The sequence below is a fragment of the Streptomyces sp. NPDC087310 genome, from assembly GCF_044744405.1.
Lineage (GTDB): Bacteria > Actinomycetota > Actinomycetes > Streptomycetales > Streptomycetaceae > Streptomyces.
In genome coordinates this window covers 1,088,713-1,115,537 of record NZ_JBIUYF010000001.1, presented here as the reverse complement: position 1 = coordinate 1,115,537, position 26,825 = coordinate 1,088,713, and the positions used below count along the sequence as shown (strand labels likewise).

At 71.5% G+C, this 26,825-nt stretch carries 19 protein-coding genes; 7 read left to right on the top strand and 12 right to left on the bottom strand.

The annotated features are described in order from the left end of the window. Positions 1-59: 59 nt before the first annotated feature. From ACIO3P_RS04490 to ACIO3P_RS04480, 3 genes are all read right to left on the bottom strand, one after another. A complete protein-coding gene (locus ACIO3P_RS04490; RefSeq protein WP_401854981.1) occupies positions 60-1,124 on the bottom strand; it encodes a glutamate ABC transporter substrate-binding protein in 1,065 nt (354 codons plus the stop codon). Between the two features lie 11 nt (positions 1,125-1,135). Further along, entirely contained in the window at positions 1,136-2,542 is a 1,407-nt protein-coding gene (locus ACIO3P_RS04485; protein WP_401794115.1) for a hypothetical protein, read from the bottom strand. A gap of 325 nt (positions 2,543-2,867) precedes the next feature. Continuing rightward, entirely contained in the window at positions 2,868-3,932 is a 1,065-nt protein-coding gene (locus ACIO3P_RS04480) for a mechanosensitive ion channel family protein (RefSeq protein WP_329827060.1), read from the bottom strand. A gap of 314 nt (positions 3,933-4,246) precedes the next feature. Between ACIO3P_RS04480 and ACIO3P_RS04475 the strand changes: the two genes are divergently transcribed. After that, complete coding sequence (locus ACIO3P_RS04475; RefSeq protein ID WP_329827061.1) at positions 4,247-4,780, top strand: HNH endonuclease; 534 nt, start codon at positions 4,247-4,249, stop codon at positions 4,778-4,780. Between the two features lie 134 nt (positions 4,781-4,914). On the opposite strand, the gene ACIO3P_RS04470 is transcribed toward ACIO3P_RS04475, so the two are convergent. After that, positions 4,915-7,947, bottom strand: a complete 3,033-nt coding sequence (locus ACIO3P_RS04470) for a beta-N-acetylglucosaminidase domain-containing protein (protein WP_401854978.1) — start codon at positions 7,945-7,947, stop codon at positions 4,915-4,917. A gap of 398 nt (positions 7,948-8,345) precedes the next feature. Here ACIO3P_RS04470 and ACIO3P_RS04465 point away from each other — a divergent pair, with 398 nt between their 5' ends. The 3 genes from ACIO3P_RS04465 to ACIO3P_RS04455 all read left to right on the top strand — a co-directional run bounded on the left by ACIO3P_RS04465 (position 8,346) and on the right by ACIO3P_RS04455 (position 11,133). Beyond that, entirely contained in the window at positions 8,346-8,579 is a 234-nt protein-coding gene (locus ACIO3P_RS04465; RefSeq protein ID WP_329827063.1) for a hypothetical protein, read from the top strand. Between the two features lie 21 nt (positions 8,580-8,600). Further along, a complete protein-coding gene (malQ, locus tag ACIO3P_RS04460) occupies positions 8,601-10,808 on the top strand; it encodes a 4-alpha-glucanotransferase (RefSeq protein ID WP_401854975.1) in 2,208 nt (735 codons plus the stop codon). A 91-nt stretch (positions 10,809-10,899) separates the two neighbouring features. Beyond that, entirely contained in the window at positions 10,900-11,133 is a 234-nt protein-coding gene (locus ACIO3P_RS04455; RefSeq protein ID WP_329827065.1) for a hypothetical protein, read from the top strand. Between the two features lie 72 nt (positions 11,134-11,205). On the opposite strand, the gene ACIO3P_RS04450 is transcribed toward ACIO3P_RS04455, so the two are convergent. The 3 genes from ACIO3P_RS04450 to ACIO3P_RS04440 all read right to left on the bottom strand — a co-directional run bounded on the left by ACIO3P_RS04450 (position 11,206) and on the right by ACIO3P_RS04440 (position 14,183). Next, complete coding sequence (locus tag ACIO3P_RS04450) at positions 11,206-12,792, bottom strand: RICIN domain-containing protein (protein WP_401854973.1); 1,587 nt, start codon at positions 12,790-12,792, stop codon at positions 11,206-11,208. A 105-nt stretch (positions 12,793-12,897) separates the two neighbouring features. Next, on the bottom strand, positions 12,898-13,602 hold the full coding sequence (locus tag ACIO3P_RS04445) for a hypothetical protein (RefSeq protein WP_401854971.1): 705 nt from the start codon (positions 13,600-13,602) through the stop codon (positions 12,898-12,900). Between the two features lie 347 nt (positions 13,603-13,949). Next, the gene (locus ACIO3P_RS04440; protein WP_401794096.1) at positions 13,950-14,183 is read right to left on the bottom strand and encodes a hypothetical protein; all 234 of its coding nucleotides are present in this window, start codon (positions 14,181-14,183) and stop codon (positions 13,950-13,952) included. A gap of 372 nt (positions 14,184-14,555) precedes the next feature. On the opposite strand from ACIO3P_RS04440, the gene ACIO3P_RS04435 reads away from it, so the two are divergent. Then, positions 14,556-15,317 (top strand): DUF6879 family protein, encoded by a 762-nt coding sequence (locus ACIO3P_RS04435; RefSeq protein WP_401794093.1) that lies wholly within the window; start codon positions 14,556-14,558, stop codon positions 15,315-15,317. Between the two features lie 3 nt (positions 15,318-15,320). Next, complete coding sequence (locus ACIO3P_RS04430; protein ID WP_401794091.1) at positions 15,321-16,172, top strand: helix-turn-helix domain-containing protein; 852 nt, start codon at positions 15,321-15,323, stop codon at positions 16,170-16,172. A 36-nt stretch (positions 16,173-16,208) separates the two neighbouring features. Here ACIO3P_RS04430 and ACIO3P_RS04425 read toward each other — a convergent pair whose 3' ends face one another. The 3 genes from ACIO3P_RS04425 to pepN form a co-directional block, all read right to left on the bottom strand. Next, a complete protein-coding gene (locus ACIO3P_RS04425; RefSeq protein WP_401794088.1) occupies positions 16,209-16,457 on the bottom strand; it encodes a DUF397 domain-containing protein in 249 nt (82 codons plus the stop codon). Positions 16,458-16,469: 12 nt separating this feature from the next. Further along, entirely contained in the window at positions 16,470-17,321 is an 852-nt protein-coding gene (locus ACIO3P_RS04420) for a helix-turn-helix domain-containing protein (protein WP_401855273.1), read from the bottom strand. 858 nt (positions 17,322-18,179) lie between these two features. Next, the gene (pepN, locus tag ACIO3P_RS04415) at positions 18,180-20,753 is read right to left on the bottom strand and encodes an aminopeptidase N (protein ID WP_329827068.1); all 2,574 of its coding nucleotides are present in this window, start codon (positions 20,751-20,753) and stop codon (positions 18,180-18,182) included. Positions 20,754-20,919: 166 nt separating this feature from the next. Here pepN and ACIO3P_RS04410 point away from each other — a divergent pair, with 166 nt between their 5' ends. After that, a complete protein-coding gene (locus ACIO3P_RS04410; protein ID WP_401978119.1) occupies positions 20,920-22,119 on the top strand; it encodes an MFS transporter in 1,200 nt (399 codons plus the stop codon). Between the two features lie 55 nt (positions 22,120-22,174). On the opposite strand, the gene ACIO3P_RS04405 is transcribed toward ACIO3P_RS04410, so the two are convergent. Both ACIO3P_RS04405 and ACIO3P_RS04400 read right to left on the bottom strand, forming a co-directional pair. Further along, positions 22,175-23,203, bottom strand: a complete 1,029-nt coding sequence (locus ACIO3P_RS04405; RefSeq protein WP_329827070.1) for an aspartate-semialdehyde dehydrogenase — start codon at positions 23,201-23,203, stop codon at positions 22,175-22,177. 202 nt (positions 23,204-23,405) lie between these two features. Continuing rightward, the gene (locus tag ACIO3P_RS04400; protein WP_401850761.1) at positions 23,406-26,744 is read right to left on the bottom strand and encodes a S8 family serine peptidase; all 3,339 of its coding nucleotides are present in this window, start codon (positions 26,742-26,744) and stop codon (positions 23,406-23,408) included. Positions 26,745-26,825 lie beyond the last annotated feature (81 nt).

Below are 26,825 nucleotides of genomic sequence, written 5' to 3'. Positions count from 1 at the left end.
TCCGCTCCGCTGTGCGATGCCGTCCGGTGGTGCCCGCCACCGTCAGCCGTTCCTGACCGTCAGCCGTTCTTGTACTTGGCCTCCGGCGGCGCGGTGATGCCCGGCAGCGCCGCCTTCAGCCACTTGTCGTACGCGGTCATCCAGGGGCTGTTCGCCCCACCGGCGCGATACCCGTCCAGCACCTTGTTCACCCGGGCCACCAGATCTTCGTTGCCCAGCTTGGCCGCCACGCCGTAGTACTCCGGGGCGAGCGGCTTCCCGACCAGCTCGACCGCCGGGTCCTGGGCGGCCTGACCGGCCGCCAGTGCGTTGTCCGTCACCACCGCGTCGACCTCGCCGAGCTGGAGCCTGACCAGGCAGTCGAGCTGGTTGGGCACCGTCAACCGGTCCTCGTCCAGGGCCGTTCCGTCGTGGGCGTCCCTGAATATCGCGCCGTAGGACTTCTGTTCCAGCGCCTTGTACGCCGTGGACCCGTCGGCCGTGCAGACCCGCTTGCCCGCCAGCGACCCGTTGAACCCGGTGATCGCCGAGCCCTTGGGGGCGAGCACCTGCTGCCCCGTCTGGAAGTAGGCCGTGGAGAACGCGACCTGCTTGATCCGGTCACAGGTGATCGTCATCGTCCTGACGACCAGGTCGACCGTGCCGTTGTCCAGCGCGGCGACCCGCTGATTGGTGGGGATGGCGCGGAAGATGACGTCCTTCTCGCTGCCGACGATGTCCTTGGCTATGGCACGGGCGAGATCGATGTCGAAGCCCTGCGGCTCCTTGGTGTCCGGGTTGAGATAACCCCACTGGTAGCTGTTCTGGTCCACCCCGATGACCAGCTTCTTGTTCTCGCGCTCCTTGATCTTCCGGATGGACGGGCCGTCGTCGCCCGAGGCCGGAACGCTGCGCTCCGGCTCCTGGCACTCCGCGGCCGTCGTCGCCGGCACGGCCGTGGCCGTCCGCTGCGGGGCGTCCTCCGGGCGCTCCGCCACGGAGTGGGACAGCGGAAGCAGGGTGAGCGACGCCGTCAGCACACAGGCGCCCGCCATCGCCGAGACGCCACCCCAGCCGCGCAGCCCGCCGAACGGCCCGGGACCACGCGTCCCCCGGAACCGGCGGAGCCCGTCCCTGGAAGTCATCCCTCCCCCTCTCACCGGTACTCCGAAAGCCTGCGGCCCACACCCAGGATCGCGCCCACCGCCGCCACCAGGGCCAGCACCCCCGCGCCGACCGCCAGCCCGCTCAGCGCGCCCCGGCCGTCCGACGCGGACCGCTTGAACTCCTTCTGCTCCTGTTCGACGGCCGCACCCAGCGCCTTGTCGACCCGGTCGAACGACTGGCCCGTCGAACCGCCGGTGCCGATGACCTTGCTCACCGCCGTGCCGTAATCACCCGATCGGTCGGTCTCGCTGACCGACCGGTGACGTTCGCGCCACTGGGCGACCGCCGAGATCGCCTCGTCCACGGGTCTGCCGCCCGCGCTGTTGTCGGCGAGCTTCTTGGCCTCGCCGAGAGCGGTACTGAGCTTGTCCATGCCCGTCGCGAAATCCGTCTCGTACTTGTCGTGCTTGCCGTCGGCCGTGAGGACCGCGCCCCGGGCGACCAGGGTCAGGTTCTCGTTCGCGCGCGCCTTGAGGGAGTTGATCCTCGCGTCGTTGAGGACCTTCAGGGACTCCTGGCCCTGCTTCTGGGCGCTGTCCAGCTCGGAACGCGCGACGGTCTGGCCGACGGCCAGCCACAGCAGCAGGACCGTGGCCCCGGCGGTCGCCGCGAGCAGCCCGTGGTTGAAGACCCGGTTCGTCCGACGGTAGTTGCGCCGCTGCGCCCAGACGAGCACACCGAGCGCCACGACCCCGATCGCCAGCGAGACGAACGGCCAGAGCCGCGCGGCGTCGTTGTCCCGCGCGAGCCGGTCCGTCTCCGCCGCGTACAGCTTCTCGGCGGCGGGCAGCAGCTCCTTGGTCATCTGCTCGTTCGCGTACCGCAGATAGGCGCCGCCCAGGGGCAGTCCCTGCCGGTTGTTGGCGCGGGCCCGCTCCACCAGCCCGGTGTAGCGCGGCAGTCCCTCGTTGAGCGTTCTTATCTGCCGGCCGGACTCGCTGTCGCTGTCCGTGTGCGTCGCCGCCCTGATCAGCAGCCCGGACGCCGTCGCGATGTCCTCCCGGTACCGCTTCTGCACCGTCGCCGGCTCCTGGGCGCCCGCCAGGAAACCGCTGGCCGCCGCCGTGTCGGCGTCGGCCAGCGAGCGGTAGATGTTCGCCGCGTCCGCGCTCAGCGGCTGACTGCGGCTCACCACGTCACCGGCGGCGGAGTGCCGGTCGGCGACCTCCCACGCCGTCACCGCCCCGAACGCCACCACCAGCAGCGCCAGAGCCGCGCCGATGATCCTCAGCCGTCCGGGCTCCGTCGTCGCCGCGGCGCGCAGCCGGTCCGTCGTCTCCCACCACGCCGCCCGCCGCGCGGGTGGCTCCGGCTCGCCCGGCGGCGCGGGCGGCAGCGCCGGCGCATGCTGCGGAACCGACGGTGGCGCTGTGCGCACATTCGGCGGGTATGTCACGTGACCTCCCCCTCGGTCATGGACGACGGCGGCCCACCCCCTGCGGGCCGGGGGACAGCTCTCGGCCAGCAGTATGGCCGCAGGTACCGACAACTGCGCAAGAGCTGACTGGATCTTGACGCATGACGCGCCCGCCGCAGCCGCCCGCTCTCCCCACCATGAATACGCCGGAACCCGGAGATCGGTTCCCCTTCACGGCAGTTCGTACGCGTTCGGATGACTCCCGGCCGAGCTACCCCACTTCTCCCCCCGGTACCCCTCGTTCCCCCGCGAGGCACCCCTTCGGCCGCCCTCGGCAGCGGCCCTCAGCAGCGGCCGGGACGGCTCACTTGGCCAGGTTGGCCGGCGGTACGAGCGGCGAAGCCGCCAGGGACTGCGGGGACGTCGGGCTCGCCAGGGCCGAAGGGGCCGCGACACCCGCCGCCGGATCCGGCGCGGACTCCTGCTCCAGCGCGGCCGGGACCCCGCCGACGATCCGGATGCCCGCCTCGTCGAAGGCCAGCTTGATCCGCCAGCGCAACTCGCGCTCCACCCCGATCGCCTGGCCCGGCATGGTCTTCGCCGAGACCCGTACCGTCACCGAGTCCAGCAGCACCGAGTCCAGGCCCAGCACCTCCACCGGGCCCCACAGCCGCTCGTTCCACGGATCGTCCTTGGCGAGCTTCTCGGCCACCTGGTGGATCACCGTACGGACCCGCTCCAGGTCCTCCGATGGCCTGACCATCACATCGACGGCGGCCGTCGCCCAGCCCTGGCTGAGGTTGCCGATCCGCTTGACCTCACCGTTGCGCACGTACCAGATCTCACCGTTGTCGCCGCGCAGCTTCGTGACGCGCAGCCCGACCTCGATCACCTCACCGGAGGCCACCCCGGCGTCGATCGTGTCCCCGACGCCGTACTGGTCCTCCAGGATCATGAAGACGCCGGACAGGAAGTCGGTCACCAGGTTGCGCGCGCCGAAACCGAGCGCCACCCCGGCGACCCCGGCGGACGCCAGCAGCGGAGCCAGATTGATGCTCAGCGCGCCGAGCATCATCAGCGCGGCCGTGCCCAGGATCAGGAACGAGGTGACCGACCGCAGCACCGACCCGATGGCCTCCGAGCGCTGCCTGCGCCGCTCGGCGTTGACCAGCAGCCCACCCAGGGCGGTGCCCTCGACGGTCTGGACACTGCGGTTCATCCGGTCTATCAGCTTGGTCAGTGCCCGGCGGATCACATGGCGCAGCACGAGCGCGATCACCAGGATCAGCGTCATGCGCAGGCCGATGCTCAGCCACGTGGCCCAGTTCTCCTCGACCCAGCTCGCCGCGTCGGTCGCCCGGTCCGCCGCCTCGTCGAGAGTGACGGGGTCGGACGAGGAACCGGCTGCCAGCGGGGCGGACCAGGACACGACAGAAAACCTCCAGATACGGCCGGACGGACGCGCGGCGGCCGCGGCGGATGTACGGCGGGACCAACCACACTAACGGGGCAACGTGGCCCGTCCGGCGCTCCGCGCCACGGAGAGACACTCCTCACGTGGGCCCTGTAGTGCGGCTGTACGGCCCTTGTGAGGCCCGGGGCGACCGGTGCCGCCTCTTGGTGGCGGAAAACACTCCGAGCCCGTTACCTGGACGTGGTGGCGTTTCGACCAGGCATGAGGGGAGACTGAGAGCAGATCGTCCCGGCGCGAGCCACGTGCCGCCGGCGTACAAGGAGGCATCCGTGCCGCATGTCCTGGTCCTCAACGCGTCGTACGAGCCGCTCGGCGTCGTACCGCTCCGCCGCGCGCTCGTCCTCGTTCTGGAGAACAAGGCCCTCTGCCTAGAGGAATCCGGCGCCTATATGCACAGCGAGACCCGCGTCATCCCCGCGCCCAGCGTCGTACGGCTCAAGCGCTTCGTGCGGGTCCCCTACCGGGGGCCCGTCCCGCTGACCCGCCGGGCCCTCTTCGCCCGCGACGGCGGACGCTGCATGTACTGCGGTGGCGTCGCAACCAGCGTCGACCACGTCATCCCCCGCAGCCGCGGCGGACAACACGTGTGGGACAACGTGGTGGCCGCCTGCCGCCGCTGCAACCACGTCAAGGCAGACCGCCACCTGCGAGAACTCGGCTGGCGCCTCAACCACCAGCCCGCCCCGCCCTCGGGCCTCGCCTGGCGCATCATCGGCACCGGCCACCGCGACCCGCGCTGGATGCCGTACCTGCAACCGTACGGAGCGGAGGACGCGGTAGCCCGCATTGATGCTGTTCTTTAAGGGGCTCGGTTCGCCTCCGGGGCGCTCTATGCCGCTGTCGACGGTCGACCGTGCTCGGCTCACTCGCCGCCAGGGTCGGGAGAGCCCCGGGGCCGGTGAGGGGTTTCCCGGTGCCGGAATCTTCGGCCCGGCCTTTAAGGAAGCACCTCGAAGACCTCCACTGCGAACAGTGAGTAGCCGAATCGCGTGCCGCGGGCCTCGCCCTGGACGCGGAGGTAGCGGGTGTCCTCGGCGTCCAGGCCGATCGCTTCCCGGCCGCCTCTGCCGTCCTTCACGGTTGCGGCTGTGCGCCACGTATGCCCGTCCTGGGAGACCTGGACGCGGTACCTGCTCGCGTACGCGTCCTGCCAGTGCAGGACCACGCGGCCGACCCGGGCCGGGCGGGCCAGGTGCAGTTGGAGCCAGGCGTCGTCGCGCACGGGGGAGGACCAGCGGGTGGTCGGGTCGCCGTCCACCGCGCCTGATGCGGGGAAGTCGGGGGTCTCGTCGCCGGAGGACGACGCGGTGGCCGTGCGGGCGAGGTCCGGGCCGCCGGTGGCGGGGGAGGCACGTACGGTCAGCGTGCGTTCCTCGCCCGCGAAGGAGAGCGGCACCTCGTAGCTGCCCGCGGGGGTGTCCGCCGGGACGCTGACCTCGACGGGGACGTGCGTACGGGAGCCGCGCGGCACCGTCGTCTCCTTCGGCACCTTGACCCGGATGCCGGACGGTGCCTTCGCCTTCAGCGCGCTCTTCACGGCGCCGGGCCGCAGCGCCGTCAGCCGGGCCTCCACCCGTTCGGGGCGTCCGCCGATCTGTGCGTCCGTCTCGTTCCGTGCCAGGACCAGGCCGGCCTTCGGTTCGTCCGTGAACCAGGGGGCGAACGCGACCGCAGACGGTGGCCTCCCCGCGGTGGGGCCGCCCGGCCAGACGATCCGTACCGCGTCGACCTTGAGCCCCTTCAGCGCCTTGCCGCCGTTCTCGGTCCAGCCGCTCGGCGAGAGCGGGCCCAGCGCCCGCCAGCCCTGGCCCGGCACATGCGCCTCGACGGTCGCGCCCGCGCCGGTGCCCGGGGCCGTCATCGTGTGCAGTGTCTCGACGGGCCGGGGCCGCCCCACGCTGGCGGTGTACGTTCGCCGGCCGCCCTCTGCGGTGTCCTCGGTGACCGACCGGTCCTTGGCGCGGTCCGCGCCCGTCCAGGCCGACGACTCGTTCACCGCCCGGTCCAGGAAGGCGCCCAGCACGCCCGGGCCGACGGTGGCCTTGCTTGCCTTCGCCGCCGTGCGCAGCGGCGCCAGCTTCGCCGAGGTCCGCCAGGCGCCCGCCCCGTCGCCGCGGTCCTGGGCGGACAGCAGGTCCACGGCCAGTTCGCCCGCCTCGCCGTACCGCGCGAGCTGGTCGAGCCAGGGCCGTACCTCGTCCGCGAGCAGGCCCCCGGCCGTGTCCGAAAGCCGCTCGGGGGCCTCGCGCATCGCGGTGAACGCGGCCCGCAGCGCGCTCGCCGCCTTCTTGCGGGCCGTGGCGTCCGTGGTCGTACGGGAGTGCCGGAACGCGGTCAGCAGCGGTTGCAGGTACGCGGACTCCGACGGACTGAGGAGGGACGAGGCGCCGTTGCCCGCCAGCACGCCCAGCGCCTCACGGGCCCGGCCGTCGCCGTCGGCGAGGTCGTCCACGGCGGCCCGCCAGGACTCCTGGGGCCGGTAGCCGCGCGGGTTCCACGCGTAGTCGGCGGCCGTGAACAGCGGGATGCGGGAGGCGGACGCCTGTTCCATCGCGTTGGCGAGCAGCTCGGCCGAGCCGGTGGCGACCGCCGGTTCCCGGCCGGTGTAGGGGCCGAGGAAGAGCCGGCCCTGGGCGTAGTCGTTGACCGGATAGTTGTCCAGGGTGACCATCGGGTGCTTGAAGGCGGCCCGCGCGGCCTTCAGCTCGCGGCCGGTGATCGTGCGCGGCACGACCCCGACGCCCGTCCACGCCACCTGCACGCGCGGGTCGAGCGCTGTGGCGAGCGCCGTGCGGTACTCCGTGGTGCCGTCCTGGTAGTACTCGGTCGGCATCACCGTGAGCCGTTCGGCGTCCGGGTGCCGCTGCGCCAGCCGGGTGGCCACCGCACCGGCCACCCGCGCCTGCGCCGTGGCCGCCGCCTCGGGGCCCGAACCGAACGCCTGTGCGTCCGCGCGGCAGTTCCACTCGCTGTAGCTGACGTCCTGGAACTGGAGCTGGAAGGCGCGCACCCCCAGCGCCCACATCGCGTCGATCTTGCGGTTCAGCGCCTTGAGGTCCCGCTCCGAGGTCATGCACAGGGACTGGCCGGGGGAGACGGCCCAGGCGAGCGTCACATGGTTGCGCCGGGCGCGCTCGGCCAGTTCGCGGAAGTGGGCCCGCTGCGCGGCGGGGTACGGATCGCGCCAGCGCGCCTGGCGGAACGGGTCGTCGCCGGGCGCGTACAGGTAGCGGTTCTGCTTGGTGCGCCCCATGAAGTCGAGCTGTGCGAGCCGCTGGGCGTGGCTCCAGGGGCGCCCGTAGAACCCCTCGGCCGTGCCGCGTACCGCCGTGCCCGGCCAGTCGCGTACGACCACCCCGGGGACGGCGGGCCGCTCGTCGCCGCGCCCCGTGGGCCGGGGGGTGACGAGCCGGCGCAGGGTCTGGGCGGCGTGGAAGAGGCCGTCCTCGCCGATGCCGTCCAGGGCGACGGTGCCACGGCCCTTGACGGTGCCCGCCGCCAGTCGGTAGCCGCCGGACGGGATGTCGGCCTGCTCGGGGGCGCGCAGGGCGTCGAGCGCGGCGCGGGCGCCGGCGCCGCCCGCCAGGACCACCGGGCCCTTCCCGGTGGCGTCACGGGCCGTACCGGACTCCGGCACGCTGTGTACGGTGCGGACCCCGGCGGAGCGCAGCAGCGCCACCAGCTCCCGTACCGCGTACGGGTCGGCTCCCGGGCCCGTGACGACGGTGGCCTCGTCCCCGAGGGTGACGGCCCTCCCTGCGGCCCGGATCGTCTGCGGCCGGGGCCAGACGGCGGGAAGCGCGTCCCGGCCCGCCCGCCCGGGTGCGTCCTGGCCCGCCCGCGAGGGTGCGGAGGCCGCGGGGGGCGCCGGGTCCCGTGGGGCGGCCGGTGCACTCGGCGCGGTGCCGAGGAGGCCGCCGATCACGGCGACGGCCATGACGGTCGCGGTCCTCCTGTGCCCGAAGTGCATGCCTGGTTCCCCTCCTGCCGCGCCCCGGTACCGCCGGTGCCACTGCCCGGCCGGGTCGAGGTTCTGCCGTAAGTCCGCCAACGCCGTTCCGTCACCGTCCTGTAGGAGTCCGCCGGGCAGACCGCGTCATACCCCGGCCCCAGGCGGCAACGAGCCCACCACCCCCGTGGTGAAGGTGTCAACGCGCGCGGCCGTTGTGTCGCATTTGCCCGTTGTGGTAATCATGTCCACGCAGCACGCGGTCATGATCGGACTCGGCAGGGAATACGGCCGGTCCGGTCACCGAGTTCGGGGAACAGATCGTGACTCAACACACGTTTACGGGGGGTGGACGTCTGCGGCCTCGTCCGCTGGGTAGGGCTGCAATGTCCTGTTCCCCATCATCGGGAGGCGCCGTCATGGCCGCATCCGCACAGCTCCTGCTCTCCGCCCTCTCCAAACAGACCGAGCCCGCGCCACTGACCAGCGAGCCTCCGCTCGCCGCCGTCGTCGCGGGCCCCCTCACCAGCGAGCCCCCGCTCGCCGACGCCGCCCCTCTCACCAGCGAACCGCCCCTCGCCGACACCGCCCCCCTGACCAGCGAACCGACCGCGCCCGGCACCGCCGGCGGTACGGAGTCCCCAGGGGTATGACCTTCTGAACAAGGAGTCCGTATGGGCTTGGCCAGGCTCGCCGAGCTGCACGGTGTCGCCACCGGGTACGCACCCTCACCGGGCACCGACGTCCCGGTACCCGACGCCACGGTCGTCTCCGTGCTCGCCGCGCTGGGCGTCGACGCGTCCACGCCCGCGGCGGTGAGCGCCGCCCTGAGCAGCGCCGAGTCCGCCGCCGGGAGCCGTCTGCTGCCGCCGACGCTGGTGCTCTGGAGCCCGCCCGACGGAGCCGGACCCGTCACCACGGAGGGCCCCGGCGCCGCAGAGGGCGTGGACCGGCCGCTGCCGGCCGCCCTGACGGCGCTCCCGGCGGGCTCGACGCTCCGCGTGGAGGTCGAGTACTGGCAGAGCGCGCGCGGCGAGACGGTCGAGCTGCCCTGCGTCGCTCCCGTACTCGCCACGACCCGCGTGTCCGCCACGCCCTCCGCGTGGGCCCGGCTGCCGCTCGGCGTCCACCGGCTCTCCGCCGAGGCCCCCGACGGCCGTACGGAACAGGCCGTGCTCGTCGTCGCGCCCGACCGGGTGCCGGGGCCCCCTGCCCGTACGCACGGCTTCCTGGTGCAGCTCTACTCGCTCCTGTCCACCCGCTCCTGGGGCATGGGCGACCTCGGTGACCTCGCCGAACTGGCCACCTGGTCCGGCCGGTCCCTCGGCGCCGGCTTCGTCCAGATCAACCCGCTGCACGCCGCCGTACCCGGTGCCCCGACCGACCCCTCCCCGTACCGCCCCTCCTCACGGCGCTTCCCCGACCCGGTCCATCTGCGGATCGAGGCCGTGCCGGAGTACGCGTACGTGCACGGCCCGGACCGCGAGCGGCTGGACGCGCTGGTGGAGAAGGCTGCCGCGCTGCGCGAGGCCGTCCTCGGCAAGGGCGACAAGGGCGAGGGCGCCGGTACGCAGAGCGGCGGGTACGGCGAGCTGATCGACCGCGACGCCGTGTGGGAGCTGAAGCGCGCCGCCCTGGAGATCCTGGACCGCGTCCCGCTCGGCCCCGGCCGCCACGCCGACTACTGCGACTTCCTGGCCGCCCAGGGCCCCGCCCTGGAGGACCACGCCACCTGGTGCGCCCTCGCCGAGGTGCACGGCCCCCGGTGGCGCGCATGGCCCGAGGGGCTGCGCGACCCGCGCTCCGCCGAGACCTCCGCCGCGCGGGCCCGGCTGCTCGACCGCATCGACTTCCACAGCCGCCTCGCCTGGCTCACGGACGGACAGCTCGCCGACGCCTCACAGGCCGCCCGCGAGGCCGGGATGGCCGTCGGGATCGTCCACGACCTCGCCGTCGGGGTGCACCCGGACGGCGCCGACGCCTGGGCACAGCGGGACGCCTTCGCCGACGGCATCTCCGTCGGCGCCCCGCCGGACGCCTTCAACGCGCTCGGCCAGGACTGGGGGCTGCCCCCGTGGCGCCCGGACGTACTGGCCGCGTCCGGCTACGCCCCGTACCGGGGACTGCTCCAGGGCCTGCTGAGGCACGCCGGGGCGCTGCGGATCGACCATGTCATGGGGCTGTTCCGGCTCTGGTGGGTGCCTCAGGGGCAGCCGCCCACGCACGGCACGTACGTGCGCTACGACGCGGAGGCGATGCTCGCCGTCCTCGCCCTGGAGGCGCACCGGACGGGCGCCGTGGTCATAGGGGAGGACCTGGGCACGGTCGAACCCGGCGTACGCGAGGCGCTGGAGCGGCGCGGTGTGCTCGGCACGTCGGTGCTCTGGTTCGAGCGCGACTGGGACGGTACGGGGCGCCCGCTGCCGCCCGAGAGCTGGCGCGAGGGGTGCGTGGCCACCGCCACCACCCACGACCTGCCGTCCACGGCCGCCCGGCTCACCGGCGAGCACGTGGAGCTGCGCCACCGCCTCGGCCTGCTCACCCGCCCGCTGGAGCAGGAGCAGTCCGAGGAGCACGCGGAGGTCGCCGAGTGGCTCGGCTTCCTCGCCCGGCTCGGGCTGCTGCCCGGTGGCGACGGCGACGAGGAGGAGAACATCCGCGCCTTCTACCGCTTCCTGATGCGCACCCCGGCGCGGATGGTCGGGGTCTGGCTGCCGGACGCGGTGGGCGACCGCCGCCCGCAGAACCTGCCGGGCACCTGGGACCAGTACCCCAACTGGCGGCTGCCCGTGGCGGACGCGCGGGGCCGCCCGATGACGCTGGAGGAGCTCACCGCGTCGCCGCGCCTGCACCGGCTGGCGGAAGTGCTGCGGGGCGCCTGATCCCCGTGCACGGCTCCCGTACGGCGTCCCCGTGGCTCCCGTACGGGACCCCGCGCGCGCGGCGCCCGGGGGCGTTCGCTACGTTTGCACCGTGGACAAGAAGAACACACTGCGCGCCGGCGCCCTGGCAGCCGGTACGACGCTGATGATGCTGCTCATGACGTCCCCGGCCCTCGCGCTGACCCGGGATGACGGCGACGACCCCGGCCCGGGCCTGAGCGTGGTCGACACCGTCGGCCTGTTCGTGGTCGCGCCGCTGGTGATCTTCGGCGTGATCACCGGCCTGGTGATGGTGCTCGACAAGTCCCGCAAGCAGCACGTCTGACGCTTCCGCCTCCGAAGGCGCCGCCCGGCACCGTGACCCGGTGCCGGGCGGCGCCTTCGCGCGTTCCTGAACCTACGCGGGGAGCCGCCAGACCTGGTTCTCGCTCGCGAGGCAGTCGAAGAGGATGAGCGGCGTGCCGTTCTCCGTGTTCCCGTCGGTGAGGTCCAGGCACCGGCCCGACCCCACGTTCTTGAGCGTCCCGTCGCCCTGGCTCTCCCACTGCTGCGCCGCGCTCCCGTTGCAGTCCCACAGCCGTATGGGCGTGTTGTTCGCCGTGCCGCTCCACTCCACGTCCATGCACTTGCCCAGCGCCTGGAGCCGGCCCCCGTCGAGCACCTTCCAGTGCTGGGCGTCGGTGTTGTTGCAGGTCCACAGTTGCAGGACGGCGCCGTTCTCCGTGTCGGAGTTGGCGACATGGAGACACTTGGCCGCCATCCCGGTCACCGCGCCCTCCGGCTCCGCGGGTTTCGCGGGCTCCTCCGGCGCCAGTTCCACGGGGGACTGGCTCGTCCCGGACGTGGGACCGGCCAGGTCGCCGGAGTCGGTCTCGCCCCAGCCGGGCTGGACCACGAGCAGGACCGCCCCGACGAGCGCGACGAGCGCGGCGACACTCGCCGACACCAGGGCGGCCCGCCGCCCGGCGCTCCCCGCGGCGGGCGGCGCGGGGACGGGCCGCGCCGGTGCCAGCAGCGTCCGGGGAGCGGCGGCGACCGTCGGGGCCTCGTGCGGAGGGTGCGGCGGCGTGTCCGGGGAGCGCGGCGCCTCCGCCCGGCCCGGCGCGCCGTCCAGGACCGTCGCGGTGGCGCTCTGCGCGTCGGCGACGAGCCGCCGGTAGACCGGGTCGTCGGTGAGCGCGGACCGTACGTCGCACCACCGGATGATCTCCGCCGGGTCCGGCCGCCGCTCGGGCTTCACGTCGACGCACGCGGTGATCAGCTCGGCGACCACCGGATCGACGCCGTCGACGTCGACCTCCCCGTGGAGGGTGCGGTACACCACCCCGGCCGCGTTCGGCCCGAAGGGGGCGCGCCCGGTCGCCACGTACGCCAGGGTGGCCCCGAGCGCGAACACGTCCGCCGCCGGGCCGACCTGGTTCTCGGCGAGGACCTCGGGCGCGGTGTAGCCGAGGCTGCCCACCGTCTGCCCGAGCTGGGTCAGCGCGGTCTGGTCCGCCGTACGGGCGATACCGAAGTCGATCAGCCGGGGCCCGTCGGCCGACAGGATGATGTTCTGCGGCTTCAGATCACGGTGGCTCACCCCGCGCGCGTGCACATCGGCCAGCCCTTCGGCGAGAGCGGCGAACAACAGCAGACAGAACCGCCCCGGCAGCCCGCCCGGCTGCTGCGACTGCACGGCCGCTCCGAGCGTGGGCCCCGGCACGTACTCCGTCGCCAGCCAGTAGGGGCGCGCGTCGACCTCACAGTCGACCAGCGCCGCCGTGTACGCGCTGCGCACCCGCCCCACGGTCTCCACCTCCCGGCGGAACCGGGCCAGTACGTCGGCGGACTCGGCGAAGTCGTCCCTGACCACCTTCAGCGCGAGCAGTCGGCCCCCTGGCGAACGTCCGAGGTAGACCTGCCCCATGCCCCCGGCGCCGATACGCCCGAGGATCGTGTGGGGGCCGAGCTGGGTGGGGTCAGTGGTACGCAGCTTTTTCACGGCGGGATCATCTCGCATACCCGGCGCGGGTGTTGAACTGGGTCGGTGGGAAATCGCCGGTCCGCCCCTGAAGGGGCGGTGGGCCGCTCGGCGTGGGTGGGCGGGTCAGATGACCTGCGGGACGGCCCCGGAGATCTCGTCGTCCCAGTTGGTGACGATGGGCTTGTCGACCTTGGCGGGCTCGGGGAGCTTGAGCTGAGCGGGGTTCTCGTCCTCCTCGGAGGTGGCGATGATGACGTTCTCGAACTCCACACCGGAGTCGTCGTTGGTGGTCTTGGGGCTGATGCCGGTGTAGGCGACGGCGGAGCCGGTGAGCTTGATCGGGTCTTCGCCGCCCTGTCCGACGGGGGAGGCGACGCCGCTGGCGTCGGAGCCGAAGGACACGCTGGGGGTGTTGGGGTCGAGGTAGCAGGTGATGCCGGACTTGGCCGAGACGGTGACGAGGTAGTAGCCGCCGGCCTGGGTCTCCGAGGTGACCTTGAAGTTCAGGTCGTTGGTGCCGCAGGACTGCCCGTAGCCGCTCTTCCCGCCGTCGTCGGTGCCGGCCTCCTTGCCGGAGGAGCCGGAGGAGCCGGAGTCCTTGGAGCCCGAGCCGGTGCCCGAGTCCGAGCCGGCGTCGGAGTCGCTGGAGCCGCCCGTGGCGGAGCTGTCGCTGCCGCCGGAGCCGGCGGACTCGGTGGATGCGGAGGTCGTGGTGGCCGCGGCGCCGTCCTCCTCGGGGCCGCACGCGGTGGTCGTGGCGGCGAGGGCCGTTACGGCGGCGGCGGCGAGGACGAGGCGGGTGGAACGGACGGCGAGACGCGAACGCATCTTGATCTCCAGCGACTGTCGGTTGCGGTGTTTCCTGCTGACACCGATGACACTAGGGCCGGGTCGATCCTGAAATGATCTCGCGTATGTCTGGGTTCTGTCTCAGCGAATCGGTTCCATCAAAACGCTTCGGATCGCACCAACCCCAGCTCAGGGGGGTGCCCGGCACCGCCCGGCCCACCGGGCCGCGGCATGAAGCACCACGGGCACTGTGGTCCTGATCTGCGTTCCCGGACCGCACAGGGGCGGGACAACGGGTACACAGCCCCCGCCTGACACCACATCCACCGGACACGCCTGCCAGTCCCAACCGTAGATCGGGGCGCTCTTGGGGTCGGCCATGTCGGCTACATGTCCACGGGCTTGATCCGCTCCAAGGGCACGTCCCACTCGACGCCGCCGCCCTCGGGGCGCATGAACGCCTGACGGCTGACAACCTTGTTGCCGTTTTTGGTGCGCTCCTCCAGGACGCCGACCAGGTGGCCGGTGCGCTCTGAGATGGTGTCTCGCACCAACGTGCCTGCTGGGTAGGGCAGGCTGCCGTGGCCGAGTGTCGTGGCCGGCTTCTCAAAGGCGGTCACTCGCGGCCTCCGCGCTGGAGTGGTGCGGCCAGGCGGGCGGCCACGTCGGCGCGCACGTGTCCCCGTCAACGAGCCGCAGCGCAGACGACGCGGAATCGACGCTCAGGGAAGGGAGAACGATCCCGACTTCGACGGGCGCTGCTCTCAGGGACGCCATCGCCGAGAAGGGGGCGATGTTCCGCTGCTCTTTGGTTGCCATGAACAGGACGCTAGGAGTGGGCGGTTGGTCCGCGATATGGTGTTTCCTCGAATTTGCTCGTCGTCCGATTCGGATTGCTGATGTTTTCTCCTAGGCTCTGCCCCACCCCATAGAGGAGAGCCGGGAGCCCGGCCATGCTGTTGGATCAAGACCCCTTGGAAGGGAGAGCGTCCATGGCTCGGCAGTTGCGTTTTACCGGCACTGACAGCAAGGTCGACGGGTGCCCCGCTCTGCACACGGACGACGGCACCGGAGAAGTCATCGTTCAGGGCACGCCCGTGACCGACCCCGGAGACCTCGCACAACTCCAGCACTTCGGGCCGGGCGAGGCGGCGGTGGCCGTGCCGCGCGAACTGCTCGTGAACTGGGGACCGAAGGAGATGGAGCGGGTGCCGGAGCTCGTGGACCGGGACACCTTTCGGCGTCTCTTCGAGACCTTCAAGCACACCGCCTGGCGTCTGGAGACGCGGCGCGGTTACGCGTCGGACCGACAGGACCCCGACTTTCAGCAGTTCCTGGCCACGGGCTCGTCGCCCTGCGACCCTGACGAGCCTTGGTTCGTCAACATCCGTGCCCAGACGGACGTGGGTAAGACGGTCGGCCGCGTCCGCATCGCCGACAACCCGCCCACCACAGAACAACGGTTCCTGCTCGACTACGCCCGGCACAACGCGGCCGTGGGCGAGGACATCCGCTACCTCTGGCGTGAGGACGCCGACGGGGCCACTCTGCCCGCCGAGGACTTCTGGATCTTCGACTCGCGGGTGGTGGCTCTGCTGCACTTCGACGACGAAGACAACCTGCTCGACATCGAGCTGATCACCGAACCGGCCGAGGTCGTGCGGTACGCCATCGTTCGCGACGCGGCCATGCACCACGCCGTCCCGTACGACCAGTTCGCGGTGCAGGTGGCCGGGACCGAACAACGCGCGTGACCAGTGGGCACCGACTATCAGCAGGCACGGGCGGCGTTGGGGGCGCGGCTGCGCGAACTGCGTTTCTCGTGCCCTGATGGTCGGCTTACCGGTCAGCAGCTCGCCCAGCGGCTGGGCTGGCAAGGCTCCAAGGTCAGCAAGCTGGAGAACGGCAGGCAGACGGCCACCCCCGAAGACCTGAGGGCGTGGGCCGACGCGACCGAGCAGCCCGGCGTGTATCCCGAGCTTGCCGCCCGGCTGGCCGGGTTCGAGTCGCACATCAGGTCATGGCGCAGGGCTCTGGCGAACGGCTTCAAGCCGCTGCACGAGGGGCTGAGCGCGGAGATCGAGCGCACCTCGGAAATGTGGGTCTGGGAAGAGTCGGTGATCGCTGGACCGCTACAGACCCCCGAGTACGCCCGCCACGTGATCCAGCGCTACTCGGAGTTGTTCGGCGGGGTCGGCGATGTCGAAGACGCCGTACGGTCTCGGGTGCAGCGGCAGGAGTGGCTGTACCGGCCCGGTCGAAAGCTGCACGTGCTGATGTGGGAGGCCGCGCTGCGCTCGCTGATCTGCCCTCCCTCTGTGCTGGCCGCCCAACTCGACCGTCTCACCGGAATGATCGGTATGGACACGGTCGAGCTGGGCGTCATCCCCTTCACGGCGTCCGTGAAGATCGTGCCTGCCAACGGCTTCTGGGTCCTTGACGACCGCCTCGTCGTCGCCGAGGACTGGCACGCCGAGATGTGGTTGGACGACTCCGACAACGTCACGCTGTACAGGAAGGTCTGGAAGACCCTCCGCGAGTCGGCGGTGTACGGGGTCGACGCCCACAACGTCATCAACGCGGCCAGGCGTGGGCTGAATCCGCGTTGATGCCGCCTCCCACTCACGCCTCACGCGTTGTGTTGCTCAGGGCTGCTGCTTCGTATTCCGGTCCGGGCGGGGGCGCGGTGAACGGGCGGGGCAGAGCAGGTGCCCGAACTCCCCAGCCTTGATGGTCAGAATGAGCACGCCGAGCCCTTCGGGGCCTGTGGCCACGATGGTTTCCGGGCTGTCGCTCTCGCGTATCAGGATCTTTTCAGCACCGCCGGAAATCTCTATGCACTCGCCGGCTCCCTGGGAGAACGATGATTTCTGCCAAGTGGCCTCGTCGGTCACGATGATTGCCCCTCATCCTTCCTTGAGGATGCGGTCAATCATGGTCTTCGACTCATCGGTTTCGAGTGAGAGATCCTTGAACGCATCAAACAGGGATCGATACTTTTCGAGCTGATCTTCCTCGTCCATGAACACCAGGCCGAGAACATTTTCAATGATGACGGTGTCCAGTTGAGGCACAGTCCCGCCTGCATAGAACATCTGCGGCACGAATCCGATGAAGGATTCAGCGGCGAACGGGATGACGCGGATGGACACGCCCGGCCGGTCGGCCGATTCGAGCAGGAAGGTCAACTGCCTGCGGGTGATGGCGCGGCTGCCGTAGTTGATCCGGAGCGCGGCCTCATGAATGAGCGCTTCGTAGGGCATCGGGTGCTCGCGGTCGAAGACTTCGCGCCGGGCCAGGCGGTGCTGCACCCGTGCGCTCAGCTCGTCATCCGAAGCGTTGGGATTCGCTGTGGAGAAGACCGCGTGCGCGTACTCCTCGGTCTGGAAAATCCCCGGGACGATGAGCGCTTGGGCGGTGCGCAGAGAAGTGGCGTGATGTTCGATCTCCGCCAGCTCCAACAGTGCCGGAGGAAGCACGCCGTTGAATGTGTCCCACCATCCGTCGCCGCGTTCTCGCGCCATGGCGACGAGCGCGTCGACGAGGTTCTTGTCGGTCGCGCCATAGTGCGTAGCGAGGAACTGAACCCGTTCGGGCTTGATTCCCCAGCGGCCGGCCTCGACATGGCTGATCAGGGAACGTTCACCGCCGAGGTGCGAGGCCGCTTTCGCACCGGACATGGGCACGGCTTCCCGTAGCTTGCGCAGCTCGGCGCCCAGTCGTGCTTGACGTGAGGTCGGCCGTCGTGCGGACGCCATCACGCTCCTCTCCCTTGCCCTGATGCTCGGCAACCACTGTGCCATAGCGGGACCACTCGATCGAGTCTGATGCGGTTTCTCACTGTTGAGAATCCGACGTGGTGTTCCCTAGGGTCCACTCAACGCCATGAGGTGGAGTCGGCAGTCGGTCAAACAGGGCTGCCCTCACGCCTGTTGCGTATCACCGGGAGTGTGCGAACAGGGGAGTAAGTCATGGTCCACAAGGTGCCGCCCGAGGTGGGTTCGTCGGTCCTCGACATGACAACGGGCAGGCTGGCCGAGTTCCGTGGCGGGACGGCAGATCGCTGGCGTCTGCGTCCGGTGCTCGGCGGAGCCGAATGGGAGGTGAAGCCCGAGGATGTATGGCCGACGGAGTCGGCCCGGCTTCCACTGGACAGGTCCGCCCCTCTTCCGGCCCCCGAGCCGGTCACCGGTTGCGACGAATGTGCCGACTGGTGGTGGGCGGAGCGACTGGCCACGGATGCGGATGAGTTGAGCGAGGCCGTTGACTGCCGGGTCTTCTTCCGGCGGCACCTGGCCGTACGGCACGGCGGCCGGCGGAGCGTGCGGGGTGTGACGGGCGGGAAAGGGGGACACGCAGGGGGCATGTTCGGGACATAAAGCGTGATTTGTGGCGCATGCAAGCAGTCACGCTTCAATTGGCCCGCACGCGCCGTAAATCATGCAGTCCCGGACGTGCCCCCGGAGGGGCGCCCGGTGACTACCCGCAGGTGGCCACCGGGCTCAGCTCACGACCACAAGCCCCCGGCCGCCACGCGGCCCCCGCACCCGGTGGCCACCCGCAGCAGGGTGACCACCGGGCTCGGCTCACGGCCACAAGCCCCCGACGCCGGTCGGCTACGCCCCCGCCGCCTCGTCCGCCGCCTGGGCCCGCAGCGCGCGTTCCACGCCCGAGCGGGACTCCGAGATCAGCCGGCGCAGCGCCGCGTTCGGGCCCGCCGAGGCGAGCCAGGCGTCCGTCGCGTCCAGGGTCTCTTGCGAGACCTGGATCGCCGGGTAGAGGCCGATCGCGACCTGCTGCGCCATCTCGTGCGAGCGCGACTCCCAGACGCCCGTGACCGCCGCGAAGTACTTGTCCGCGTACGGCGCCAGCAGTTCGCGCTGGTCGGTCTGGACGAAGCCGCCGATCACCGCCTCCTGGAGGGAGTTCGGCAGCTTGTCGCTCTCCACCACCGAGGCCCACGCCTCCGCCTTGGCCTCGGCCAGCGGGCGGGCCGAGCGGGCGGCGGCCGCGTGGCGTTCACCGGCCGCCGTGCGGTCGCGCTCGTACTCCGCCGCGATCTCCTCCTCGTCGTGGAGTCCGACCGCCGCCAGCCGCTGGACGAACGCCCAGCGCAGCTCGGTGTCGACGGCCAGGCCCTCGACCGACTCCGTACCGTCCAGCAGGCCCTGCAACAGGTCGAGCTGGTGCGGTGTACGGGCGGTCGCCGCGAACGCCCGTGCCCACGCGAGCTGGTGGTCGCTGCCCGGCTCCGCCGCCCGCAGGTGGGCGAGCGTCGCCTCCGTCCACTGGGCCAGCCCCGCCTCGCGCCACGCGGGCGCCGCGTACAGATCCAGGGCCAGCTTCACCTGGCGGTGCAGCGACTGGACGACGCCGATGTCCGACTCCTTCGCGATGCCGGAGAGCACCAGCGCCAGGTAGTCGCGGGTCGCCAGTTCGCCGTCGCGCGTCATGTCCCACGCCGACGCCCAGCACAGCGCGCGCGGCAGCGACTGCGTGAAGTCCCCGAGGTGCTCGGTGACCACGCGCAGCGACTCCTCGTCGAGCCGGACCTTGGCGTACGACAGGTCGTCGTCGTTGAGCAGGATCACGGCCGGGCGCGGGGTGTCCGCCGGGAACGGCACCTCCGTACGCTCCCCGTCGACGTCCAGCTCGATCCGGCTCGTACGGACCAGCTTGCCGTCCCCGTCCAGGTCGTAGCAGCCGACGGCGATCCGGTGCGGGCGCAACGTCGGCTCGCCCTTGGCGCCGGCCGGGAGCGCCGGGGCCTCCTGCCGTACCGCCAGCGAGAGCACGTTACCCGCCTCGTCCAGCTCGATCTCCGGGCGCAGGATGTTGATGCCCGCCGTCTCCAGCCACGCCTTCGACCAGGTCTTCAGATCACGCCCGGAGGTCTCCTCCAGCGCGCCCAGCAGGTCGGAGAGGCGCGTGTTGCCGAAGGCGTGCGCCTTGAAGTACGCCTGCACGCCCTTGAAGAACTCGTCCTGGCCGACGTACGCGACGAGCTGCTTCAGCACGGAGGCGCCCTTGGCGTACGTGATCCCGTCGAAGTTGACGAGCACGTCGTCCAGGTCGCGGATCTCCGCCATGATCGGGTGCGTGGAGGGAAGCTGGTCCTGCCGGTACGCCCAGGTCTTCATGGAGTTGGCGAACGTCGTCCACGACTGCGGCCACCGCGAGTCCGGCGCGTACGCCAGGCAGGCGATCGACGTGTACGTGGCGAACGACTCGTTCAGCCACAGGTCGTTCCACCACTCCATGGTGACCAGGTCGCCGAACCACATGTGCGCCAGCTCGTGCAGGATCGTCTCGGCCCGCGTCTCGTACGCCGCGTCCGTCACCTTCGAGCGGAAGACGTACTGGTCGCGGATGGTCACCGCGCCCGCGTTCTCCATCGCGCCCGCGTTGAACTCCGGCACGAAGAGCTGGTCGTACTTGGCGAAGGGGTACGCGTAGTCGAACTTCTCCTGGAACCAGGTGAAGCCCTGCCGCGTGACCTCGAAGATCGCGTCGGAGTCCAGGTACTCGGCGAGCGAGGGCCGGCAGTAGATGCCCAGCGGCACGGACTGCCCGTCCTTCTCGTACGAGCTGTGCACCGAGTGGTACGGACCGGCGATCAGCGCGGTGATGTACGTCGAGATGCGCGGCGTCGGCTCGAAGACCCAGAGGTGGTCCTTGGGCTCCGGCGTCGGCGAGTTGGAGACGACGGTCCAGCCCTCGGGCGCCCTCACGGTGAACTGGAAGGTCGCCTTCAGGTCCGGCTGCTCGAAGGACGCGAAGACGCGGCGCGCGTCCGGCACCTCGAACTGCGTGTAGAGGTACGCCTGCTCGTCGACCGGGTCGACGAAGCGGTGCAGCCCCTCGCCCGTGTTGGTGTACGCGCACTCCGCGACGACCGTCAGCTCGTTCGGCCCCTCGTGGAGCTCCTTGAGCGCGATCCGCGAGTCCGCGAAGACGGCGGCCGTGTCCAGCGCGGTGCCGTTCAGCACGACCTCGTGCACGGTGGGCGCCACCAGATCGATGAAGGTCTCCGCCCCGGCCTCCGCGCTGCGGAACCGCACGGTGGTCACGGACCGGAAGGTGCCGCCCTCCTGTGCGCCGCTGAGATCGAGGTCGATCCCGTACGAGTCAACGCTGAGGAGGCGCGCGCGCTGCTGTGCCTCTTCGCGGGTCAGATTTGTGCCAGGCACCCGGTTCATCTCCTCGGTATGTGACGTGTGGAGTCATCCTTCCACGGCCGGTACGGGAGATGCGGTGGCACAAGGACCGCCCGCTCGGCGGCCGGGACGCCGTGCCCGGGAGGTCAGGGGGTGCGCGGGTGTTGATCCGGGGCCACGTCAGGCGAACGCTTGTCCTATGCGTCGGAGGGAACGGGCCGCGGGACAGCCCCCGGAGAAGAGCGCGTTACCCCTGTCCGTCCTCGCCGTCGCCGCCGCCACCTGCTGTGTCGTCACCACGGAGATGCTGCCCGTCGGGCTGCTCACCCCCCTCGGACGGGGACTGGGGGCGTCCGACGGTACGGCCGGGCTCGCCGTCACCCTGCCCGGACTCGTCGCGGCGCTCGCCGCGCCCCTGCTGCCGGTCGCCGCGCGCCGTGCCGACCGGCGGACCGTGCTCCGTACGCTGCTGCTCCTGCTCGCCGCCGCCAATGTGCTCTCCGCGCTCGCGCCCGCCTTCGGGGTGCTGCTGGCCGCGCGCGCCCTGGTCGGGGTCTGTGTCGGGGGCGTCTGGGCGATCGCGGCCGGGCTCGCCGGGCGGCTCGTCGGCGGCGCCGCCGTGGGGCGGGCCACCGCCGTGATCTTCAGCGGGACCGCGGTGGCGTCCGTGCTCGGGGTACCGGCCGGGACGCTGATGGGGGGTCTCGTCGGATGGCGCTGGGCGTTCGGCGCGATGGCGGTGCTCGCCGTCGGGGCCGCCGTGCTGCTCGCCGTGCTGCCGCCGCTGCCCGCGCGGGAGGCGGTCCGGCTCGGCGAGGTCGCCGTGCTGTTCCGGGTCCCGGGCGTACGGGCCGTCCTGGTGGTGGCCGGGCTGCTGGTCACCGGGCACTTCGCCGCGTACACCTATGTGCGCCCGGCCCTGGAACGAGTGGCGGGGATCGGCCCGGGGCCGGTCAGCGGGCTGCTGCTGGGGTACGGGGCCGCCGCACTCGCCGGTACCTTCCTGGCGGGCGGGCTCGCCGCCCGCGCCCCGCGCCGGGCGCTGCTGGGCCTCGCGGCGCTGCTGGCCGCGACGGTCCTGCTGACCGTCCCCGCCGGTGGCTCGCCGGTCGCCGCCGTGGCGCTGCTGCTGGTGTGGGGCGTGGCGTACGGCGGGGTGCCGGTCAGCGCCCAGAGCTGGCTGATGACGGTGGTCCCGGACCGCCGGGAGGCCGGCTCCGCGCTCTTCACCGGGGTGTTCAACGCGGCCATCGCGCTCGGCGCGCTCCTCGGCGGCCGGGCCGTGGACCGCCACGAGGTCGCCGGGGCGTTCGGGCTCGGCGGCGCGCTGGCCGCGCTCGCCCTCGCGCTGGGGGCGGGGATGACGGCGGGGCGGGTGCCCCGTACCACCGGCCGGTGAGACCGGGTGGTACGGGGCACCCGCCCCGCCGCGGTGAGCGTCCTCGTGGGTCGCCCTACGCCGTCAGCTCGGCCGCCACCAGCTCCGCGATCTGGACCGCGTTCAGCGCGGCGCCCTTGCGCAGGTTGTCGCCGGAGAGGAACAGCGCCAGACCGTTCTCCGCCGTCTCGTCCTGACGGATACGGCCGACGTACGACACGTCCTTGCCGGCCGCCTGGAGCGGCGTCGGGATCTCGGACAGCTCCACGCCCGGCGCGTCCTTCAGCAGCTCGTAGGCGCGCTCCACGCTCAGCGGACGGGTGAAGCGGGCGTTGACCTGGAGCGAGTGCCCGGAGAAGACCGGTACGCGGACGCAGGTCCCGGAGACCTTCAGCTCCGGGATCTCCAGGATCTTGCGGGACTCGTTGCGGAGCTTCTGCTCCTCGTCGGTCTCGAAGGAGCCGTCGTCCACGATGCCGCCCGCGAGCGGTACCACGTTGAAGGCGATGGGGCGCTGGTAGACGGCGGGCTCGGGGAAGTCCACGGCCCCGCCGTCGTGCGTCAGCTTGTCGGCCTCGGCGACGACCTTCTGCGCCTGGCCGTGCAGCTCGGCCACGCCGGCCAGCCCCGAGCCGGACACGGCCTGGTACGTCGTGGCGACCAGCGCGGTCAGCCCGGCCTCGTCGTGCAGCGGGCGCAGCACGGGCATGGCGGCCATCGTGGTGCAGTTCGGGTTGGCGATGATGCCCTTGGGGCGGTTCGCGATCGCGTGCGGGTTGACCTCGGAGACGACCAGCGGGACCTCGGGGTCGCGGCGCCAGGCGGAGGAGTTGTCGATCACGACGGCGCCCTGTCCGGCGACCTTCTCGGCGAGCGCCTTCGAGGTGGCGCCGCCCGCGGAGAAGAGCACGATGTCGAGCCCCGCGTAGTCGGCCGTGGCCGCGTCCTCGACCGTGATCGGGGTGGACCCGAACGTGATGGTGGAGCCCGCGGACCGGGCGGACGCGAACAGCCGCAGCTCGGTGACCGGGAAGTTCCGTTCGGCCAGGATGCTCCGCATGACCGTGCCGACCTGACCGGTGGCTCCGACGATTCCGACCTTCACTGGGGCTCCTTCACTCGCGACTGTCCCGGGAACGCGTTCTCTCATGATGCGTATGTCCCCGGTCGGTTTGTCCAATCCATTGTCCGAGGAGCGGGACGGGACAAGCGGGACATTGGGCCGGACACAGGCCGGACACAGGGCTGGATACGGGGAAGGGCGGGCACCCGTTCGGACGCCCGCCCTCCCTCGCTGTCACGCAGGGTTACGGAGTGACACTCTCGATGATCACGCTGCCGGTGCCCGCGGCCGTACCGCGTGCGTTCAGCAGCTTGACCTCGCCGAAGAACTGCCGGCCCGCGGGGGCCGCGCTGTTCACCAGGACGTTCGCCGAGACCTCCGCCGACGCGCCGGTGGCGAGCTTCACCGGCTTCGAGGAGTCGGCCGTGACCGAGCCCAGGGACGACGAGTAGTACACGTCACGGTAGTCGTACGCCGTGGACCCGGCCGGGACCGAGTAGGCGTCCACCACGATCGTGTACGTACCGGCGGCCGGGCCGGCCAGGCTCACGGACTCCTCCGAGCCCGCCGACGTGGACGCGCCGAGCTGCGTGCCGTCCTTGTAGACCAGGAGGTCCAGGTCGGCGCCGTTGTCCGAGGTGCCGCCGATGGCCACGTCGAGCCGCTCGACGCCCGCGCCGAGGGTGACGGTCGTCGTCTGCTGGTCGCCGTCCGAGATCGTCGGACGGGTGACCTTCGCCGAGCCCAGCGAGCCGCCGCCGAGCGTGCCGTCGATCGCGGCGAAGCCGTTGGTGGCCTTCCAGGTGACCGGCGTCGCGGTGCCGATCTTCGCGGCGGGGATCGAGGTGACCGCCGGGTCGAAGGAGGCGCCCAACAGCGTCACGTCCAGGGTGTACGGGTTGTCCAGCAGCGGCGACGTACGGCGCGACTCGATCTCGATCTCCCAGACGCCGGGCGCCGGGTCCGCGTACGAACGCACGTCGGGGCGGCAGGTGTTGGCCGGGTTCGGGTAGTTCGGGTAGCAGTAGATCGTCGAGCTGTTCTCCATCGCCACGCCGTACGGGTGCAGCGAGATGAAGCGGGTCTGACTGTCCTTGGCGAGCCCGCCGAGCGCCACCTCCAGCGTCTTGGCGCCCTCCGGCACGGTGACGAAGTAGGAGGTGGAGCTGTTGCGCTGCACCGAGTCCTTCGCCGTGACGGTGTACGCGGGCTTCGAGGCGCCCGTCAGGTCCTTGGCGACGACCACGGTGGCGAGGATCTGCTTGTCCACACCCTCCGTGCGGCGGTCGTCGACCTCCAGGATCGCGCTGTGCACCCCGGCGGTACGGGGCTTGGCCTGCACGGTGACGGTCACCGGCTGGTTCAGCGGCAGCCTGATCCGGTCACTGCCGAGCAGCCGGAACGTACCGTCGTCGTACTTCCACTTCAGCCGGTGCTCCAGCGCGCCCTTGCCCCCCGTGGTCCGGGTGATCGTGACGTCGTACGTCCGGCTCTTGCCGGCCTTCAGCCCGCCCTCGCGGTCGTACACGCCGGTGCCGAAGCCCGGGGTCTTCAGGAACTCGTCGAGCGCGGTGTCGACCGGCGCCTTCACGCCGTACTCGTGAGCCGCGACCGCGTGCTTGCCGGAGGCGCGCTCGATCGACTTCCACGCGTCCACGACATCGATCAGACCGGCGCCCTGCTCGTGCGCCTGGAGACCGGAGATCTTCGACGCGGTGCTGGTGAGCGCGGTGCGCAGCTTCGCCGGGGACAGTTCGATCCTCTTCTGCTTCGCGGCGGAGATCAGCAGCGCGCTCGCGCCCGCGGCCTGCGGGGAGGCCATCGAGGTGCCCTGGAGCATCGAGTAGCCGGGCGGCAGCGCGTACCCGGCCTCGGCGACCGGGCCGCCGGGCGCCCAGGTCTGGGTGGAGTTGATGGCGGCGCCGGGCGCGGTGAGGGTCGGCGTGAAGCCGCCGTCCTCGCGCGGGCCCCGGGCGGAGAAGGGCAGCAGCCCGTACTTCTTCGACACGCCGGAGCCGTAGTTGGCGGCCCAGGTGTCCTTGGAGATCGACGCGGCGACCGAGATGACCTTGTCGGCCAGGGCCGGGTCGCTGATGGTGTTGGTACCGGGGCCGTCGTTGCCCGCCGAGATGACGAGCTGGACGCCGTACGTGTCGATGAGCCGGTTGTACAGCTCCGTGCGGGCGTTGTTGCCGTCGTTGAGCGGCGGCAGACCGCCGATCGACATGTTGACGATGTCCACGCCACGGTTGACGACGAGGTCGATCATGCCCTCGGTCAGCGCGACGCTGGTGCAGCCGCCGCTCCAGGTGCAGGCGCGCGAGGAGACCAGCTTGGCGCCGGGCGCCGCGCCGTTCATCGCGCCGCCGAAGAGGCCGTTGGCCGCGGTGATGCCCGCGACATGGCTGCCGTGCGAGCCCTCGATGACACCGATGCTGACGTAGTCGGAGGTCGCGCCCGCCGCGTTGTACACGACGTCCTTGCGGATCTCGACGGTGAACGGGATGCGCTCGGCCACCGCGGTGGCCGGGTCGTCCTTGCCGAAGTAGCCGATCTGGAAACCGTCCTTGTACGGCTTCATCGCGGCGTCGTTCGTGAAGTCGCCGTCGTTGTCCAGGTCGACGCGTACGGTGCCCTTCGCCGGGTCGTACAGCACGCCCCACACGTCGGTGGTGTCGCCGTCGCGGTTGAGGTCACCGGCCATGTCGCCGCCGAGGGTGGCCCGTTCGGCGAAGGTGGTGAACGTGTACGCGCCCGCCGGTGCCTTCCACGTACGGCCGGCCGCCGTGAACGACGGGCCGCTGACCGCCCCGTTCATCCGCAGCCAGGTGCCGTCGCCGTCGGAGACCGGGTCCGTGGCGGTCACCCAGTCGACGACCTTGCGCTCACCGGTGGTGGTCTTCCGGAGCGCCGGGTGGCCCAGGTCGATACCGGTGTCCAGGATGCCGATGGTGACGCCGCGCCCGTCGGCCTTGGGGTGCTTCTTGACGAAGTCGACCGCGCCGGTCTCGAAGGACGGGTTGTACGGGTTCTTCGCCGGCGTCTTCCGGTCCGGCGCCGGGTACTTCTTCACGGCCTGACGCTTCGACGCGTCCTTCGTGGACGTGGTGTCCGCCGCCGGCCTCGGATCGTCCAGCTCGATCTCCTGCTGGAGGTCGATGCCGTGGACCGACGAGAGCTTCTGGGCCGCCTTGATCGCCGCGTCCGCCCTGGCGGTGGGCAGCGTCGCGCGGACGTAGCCGAGCTTGTCGTACGTCTTGCCGACCACGGCGCCCTCGACGGCGTCCAGTTGGCCGGCGACCTGCCCGGTCGCGCCGGGAGCCGTGGCGATCATCACGGTGACGCTCTTCTCGCCCTCGGCCTTCGCCTTGGCGAGCAGATCGGCGTCGGCCGCCCCCAACTTGTCGGAGCCGGCGGACGACTTCACGGGCGCGGGGACGGCCGGGTCGTCGGCGCCCGTCGCGGAGAACGCGGGCGCCGCACCCGCGGCCACCAGCGCGGCCACCAGGCCGGCCGCCGCCGTGACCCGGGCCATGCGTCTCGGCCCGGATATGGAGCTGTCGGATTCGGAGGTCATCAGCATCCTTGATCGATGAAAGAGGCGGTCCGGATTGCGGTACCGGATGACCGCTCAGCTTTTCGTACAAGTGGGGGTTTTGTGGAG

What these genes read in the sequence shown, in the direction of transcription:
- ACIO3P_RS04465 (WP_329827063.1), top strand. Translation starts at nt 8,346, where the DNA reads ATGGCCGCATCCGCACAGCTCCTGCTCTCCGCCCTCTCCAAACAGACC.
- ACIO3P_RS04445 (WP_401854971.1), bottom strand. Translation starts at nt 13,602, where the DNA reads ATGCGTTCGCGTCTCGCCGTCCGTTCCACCCGCCTCGTCCTCGCCGCC.
- ACIO3P_RS04400 (WP_401850761.1), bottom strand. Translation starts at nt 26,744, where the DNA reads ATGCTGATGACCTCCGAATCCGACAGCTCCATATCCGGGCCGAGACGC.
- ACIO3P_RS04420 (WP_401855273.1), bottom strand. Translation starts at nt 17,321, where the DNA reads ATGGCGTCCGCACGACGGCCGACCTCACGTCAAGCACGACTGGGCGCC.
- ACIO3P_RS04410 (WP_401978119.1), top strand. Translation starts at nt 20,920, where the DNA reads ATGCGTCGGAGGGAACGGGCCGCGGGACAGCCCCCGGAGAAGAGCGCG.
- ACIO3P_RS04470 (WP_401854978.1), bottom strand. Translation starts at nt 7,947, where the DNA reads ATGCACTTCGGGCACAGGAGGACCGCGACCGTCATGGCCGTCGCCGTG.
- malQ (WP_401854975.1), top strand. Translation starts at nt 8,601, where the DNA reads ATGGGCTTGGCCAGGCTCGCCGAGCTGCACGGTGTCGCCACCGGGTAC.
- ACIO3P_RS04435 (WP_401794093.1), top strand. Translation starts at nt 14,556, where the DNA reads ATGGCTCGGCAGTTGCGTTTTACCGGCACTGACAGCAAGGTCGACGGG.
- ACIO3P_RS04490 (WP_401854981.1), bottom strand. Translation starts at nt 1,124, where the DNA reads ATGACTTCCAGGGACGGGCTCCGCCGGTTCCGGGGGACGCGTGGTCCC.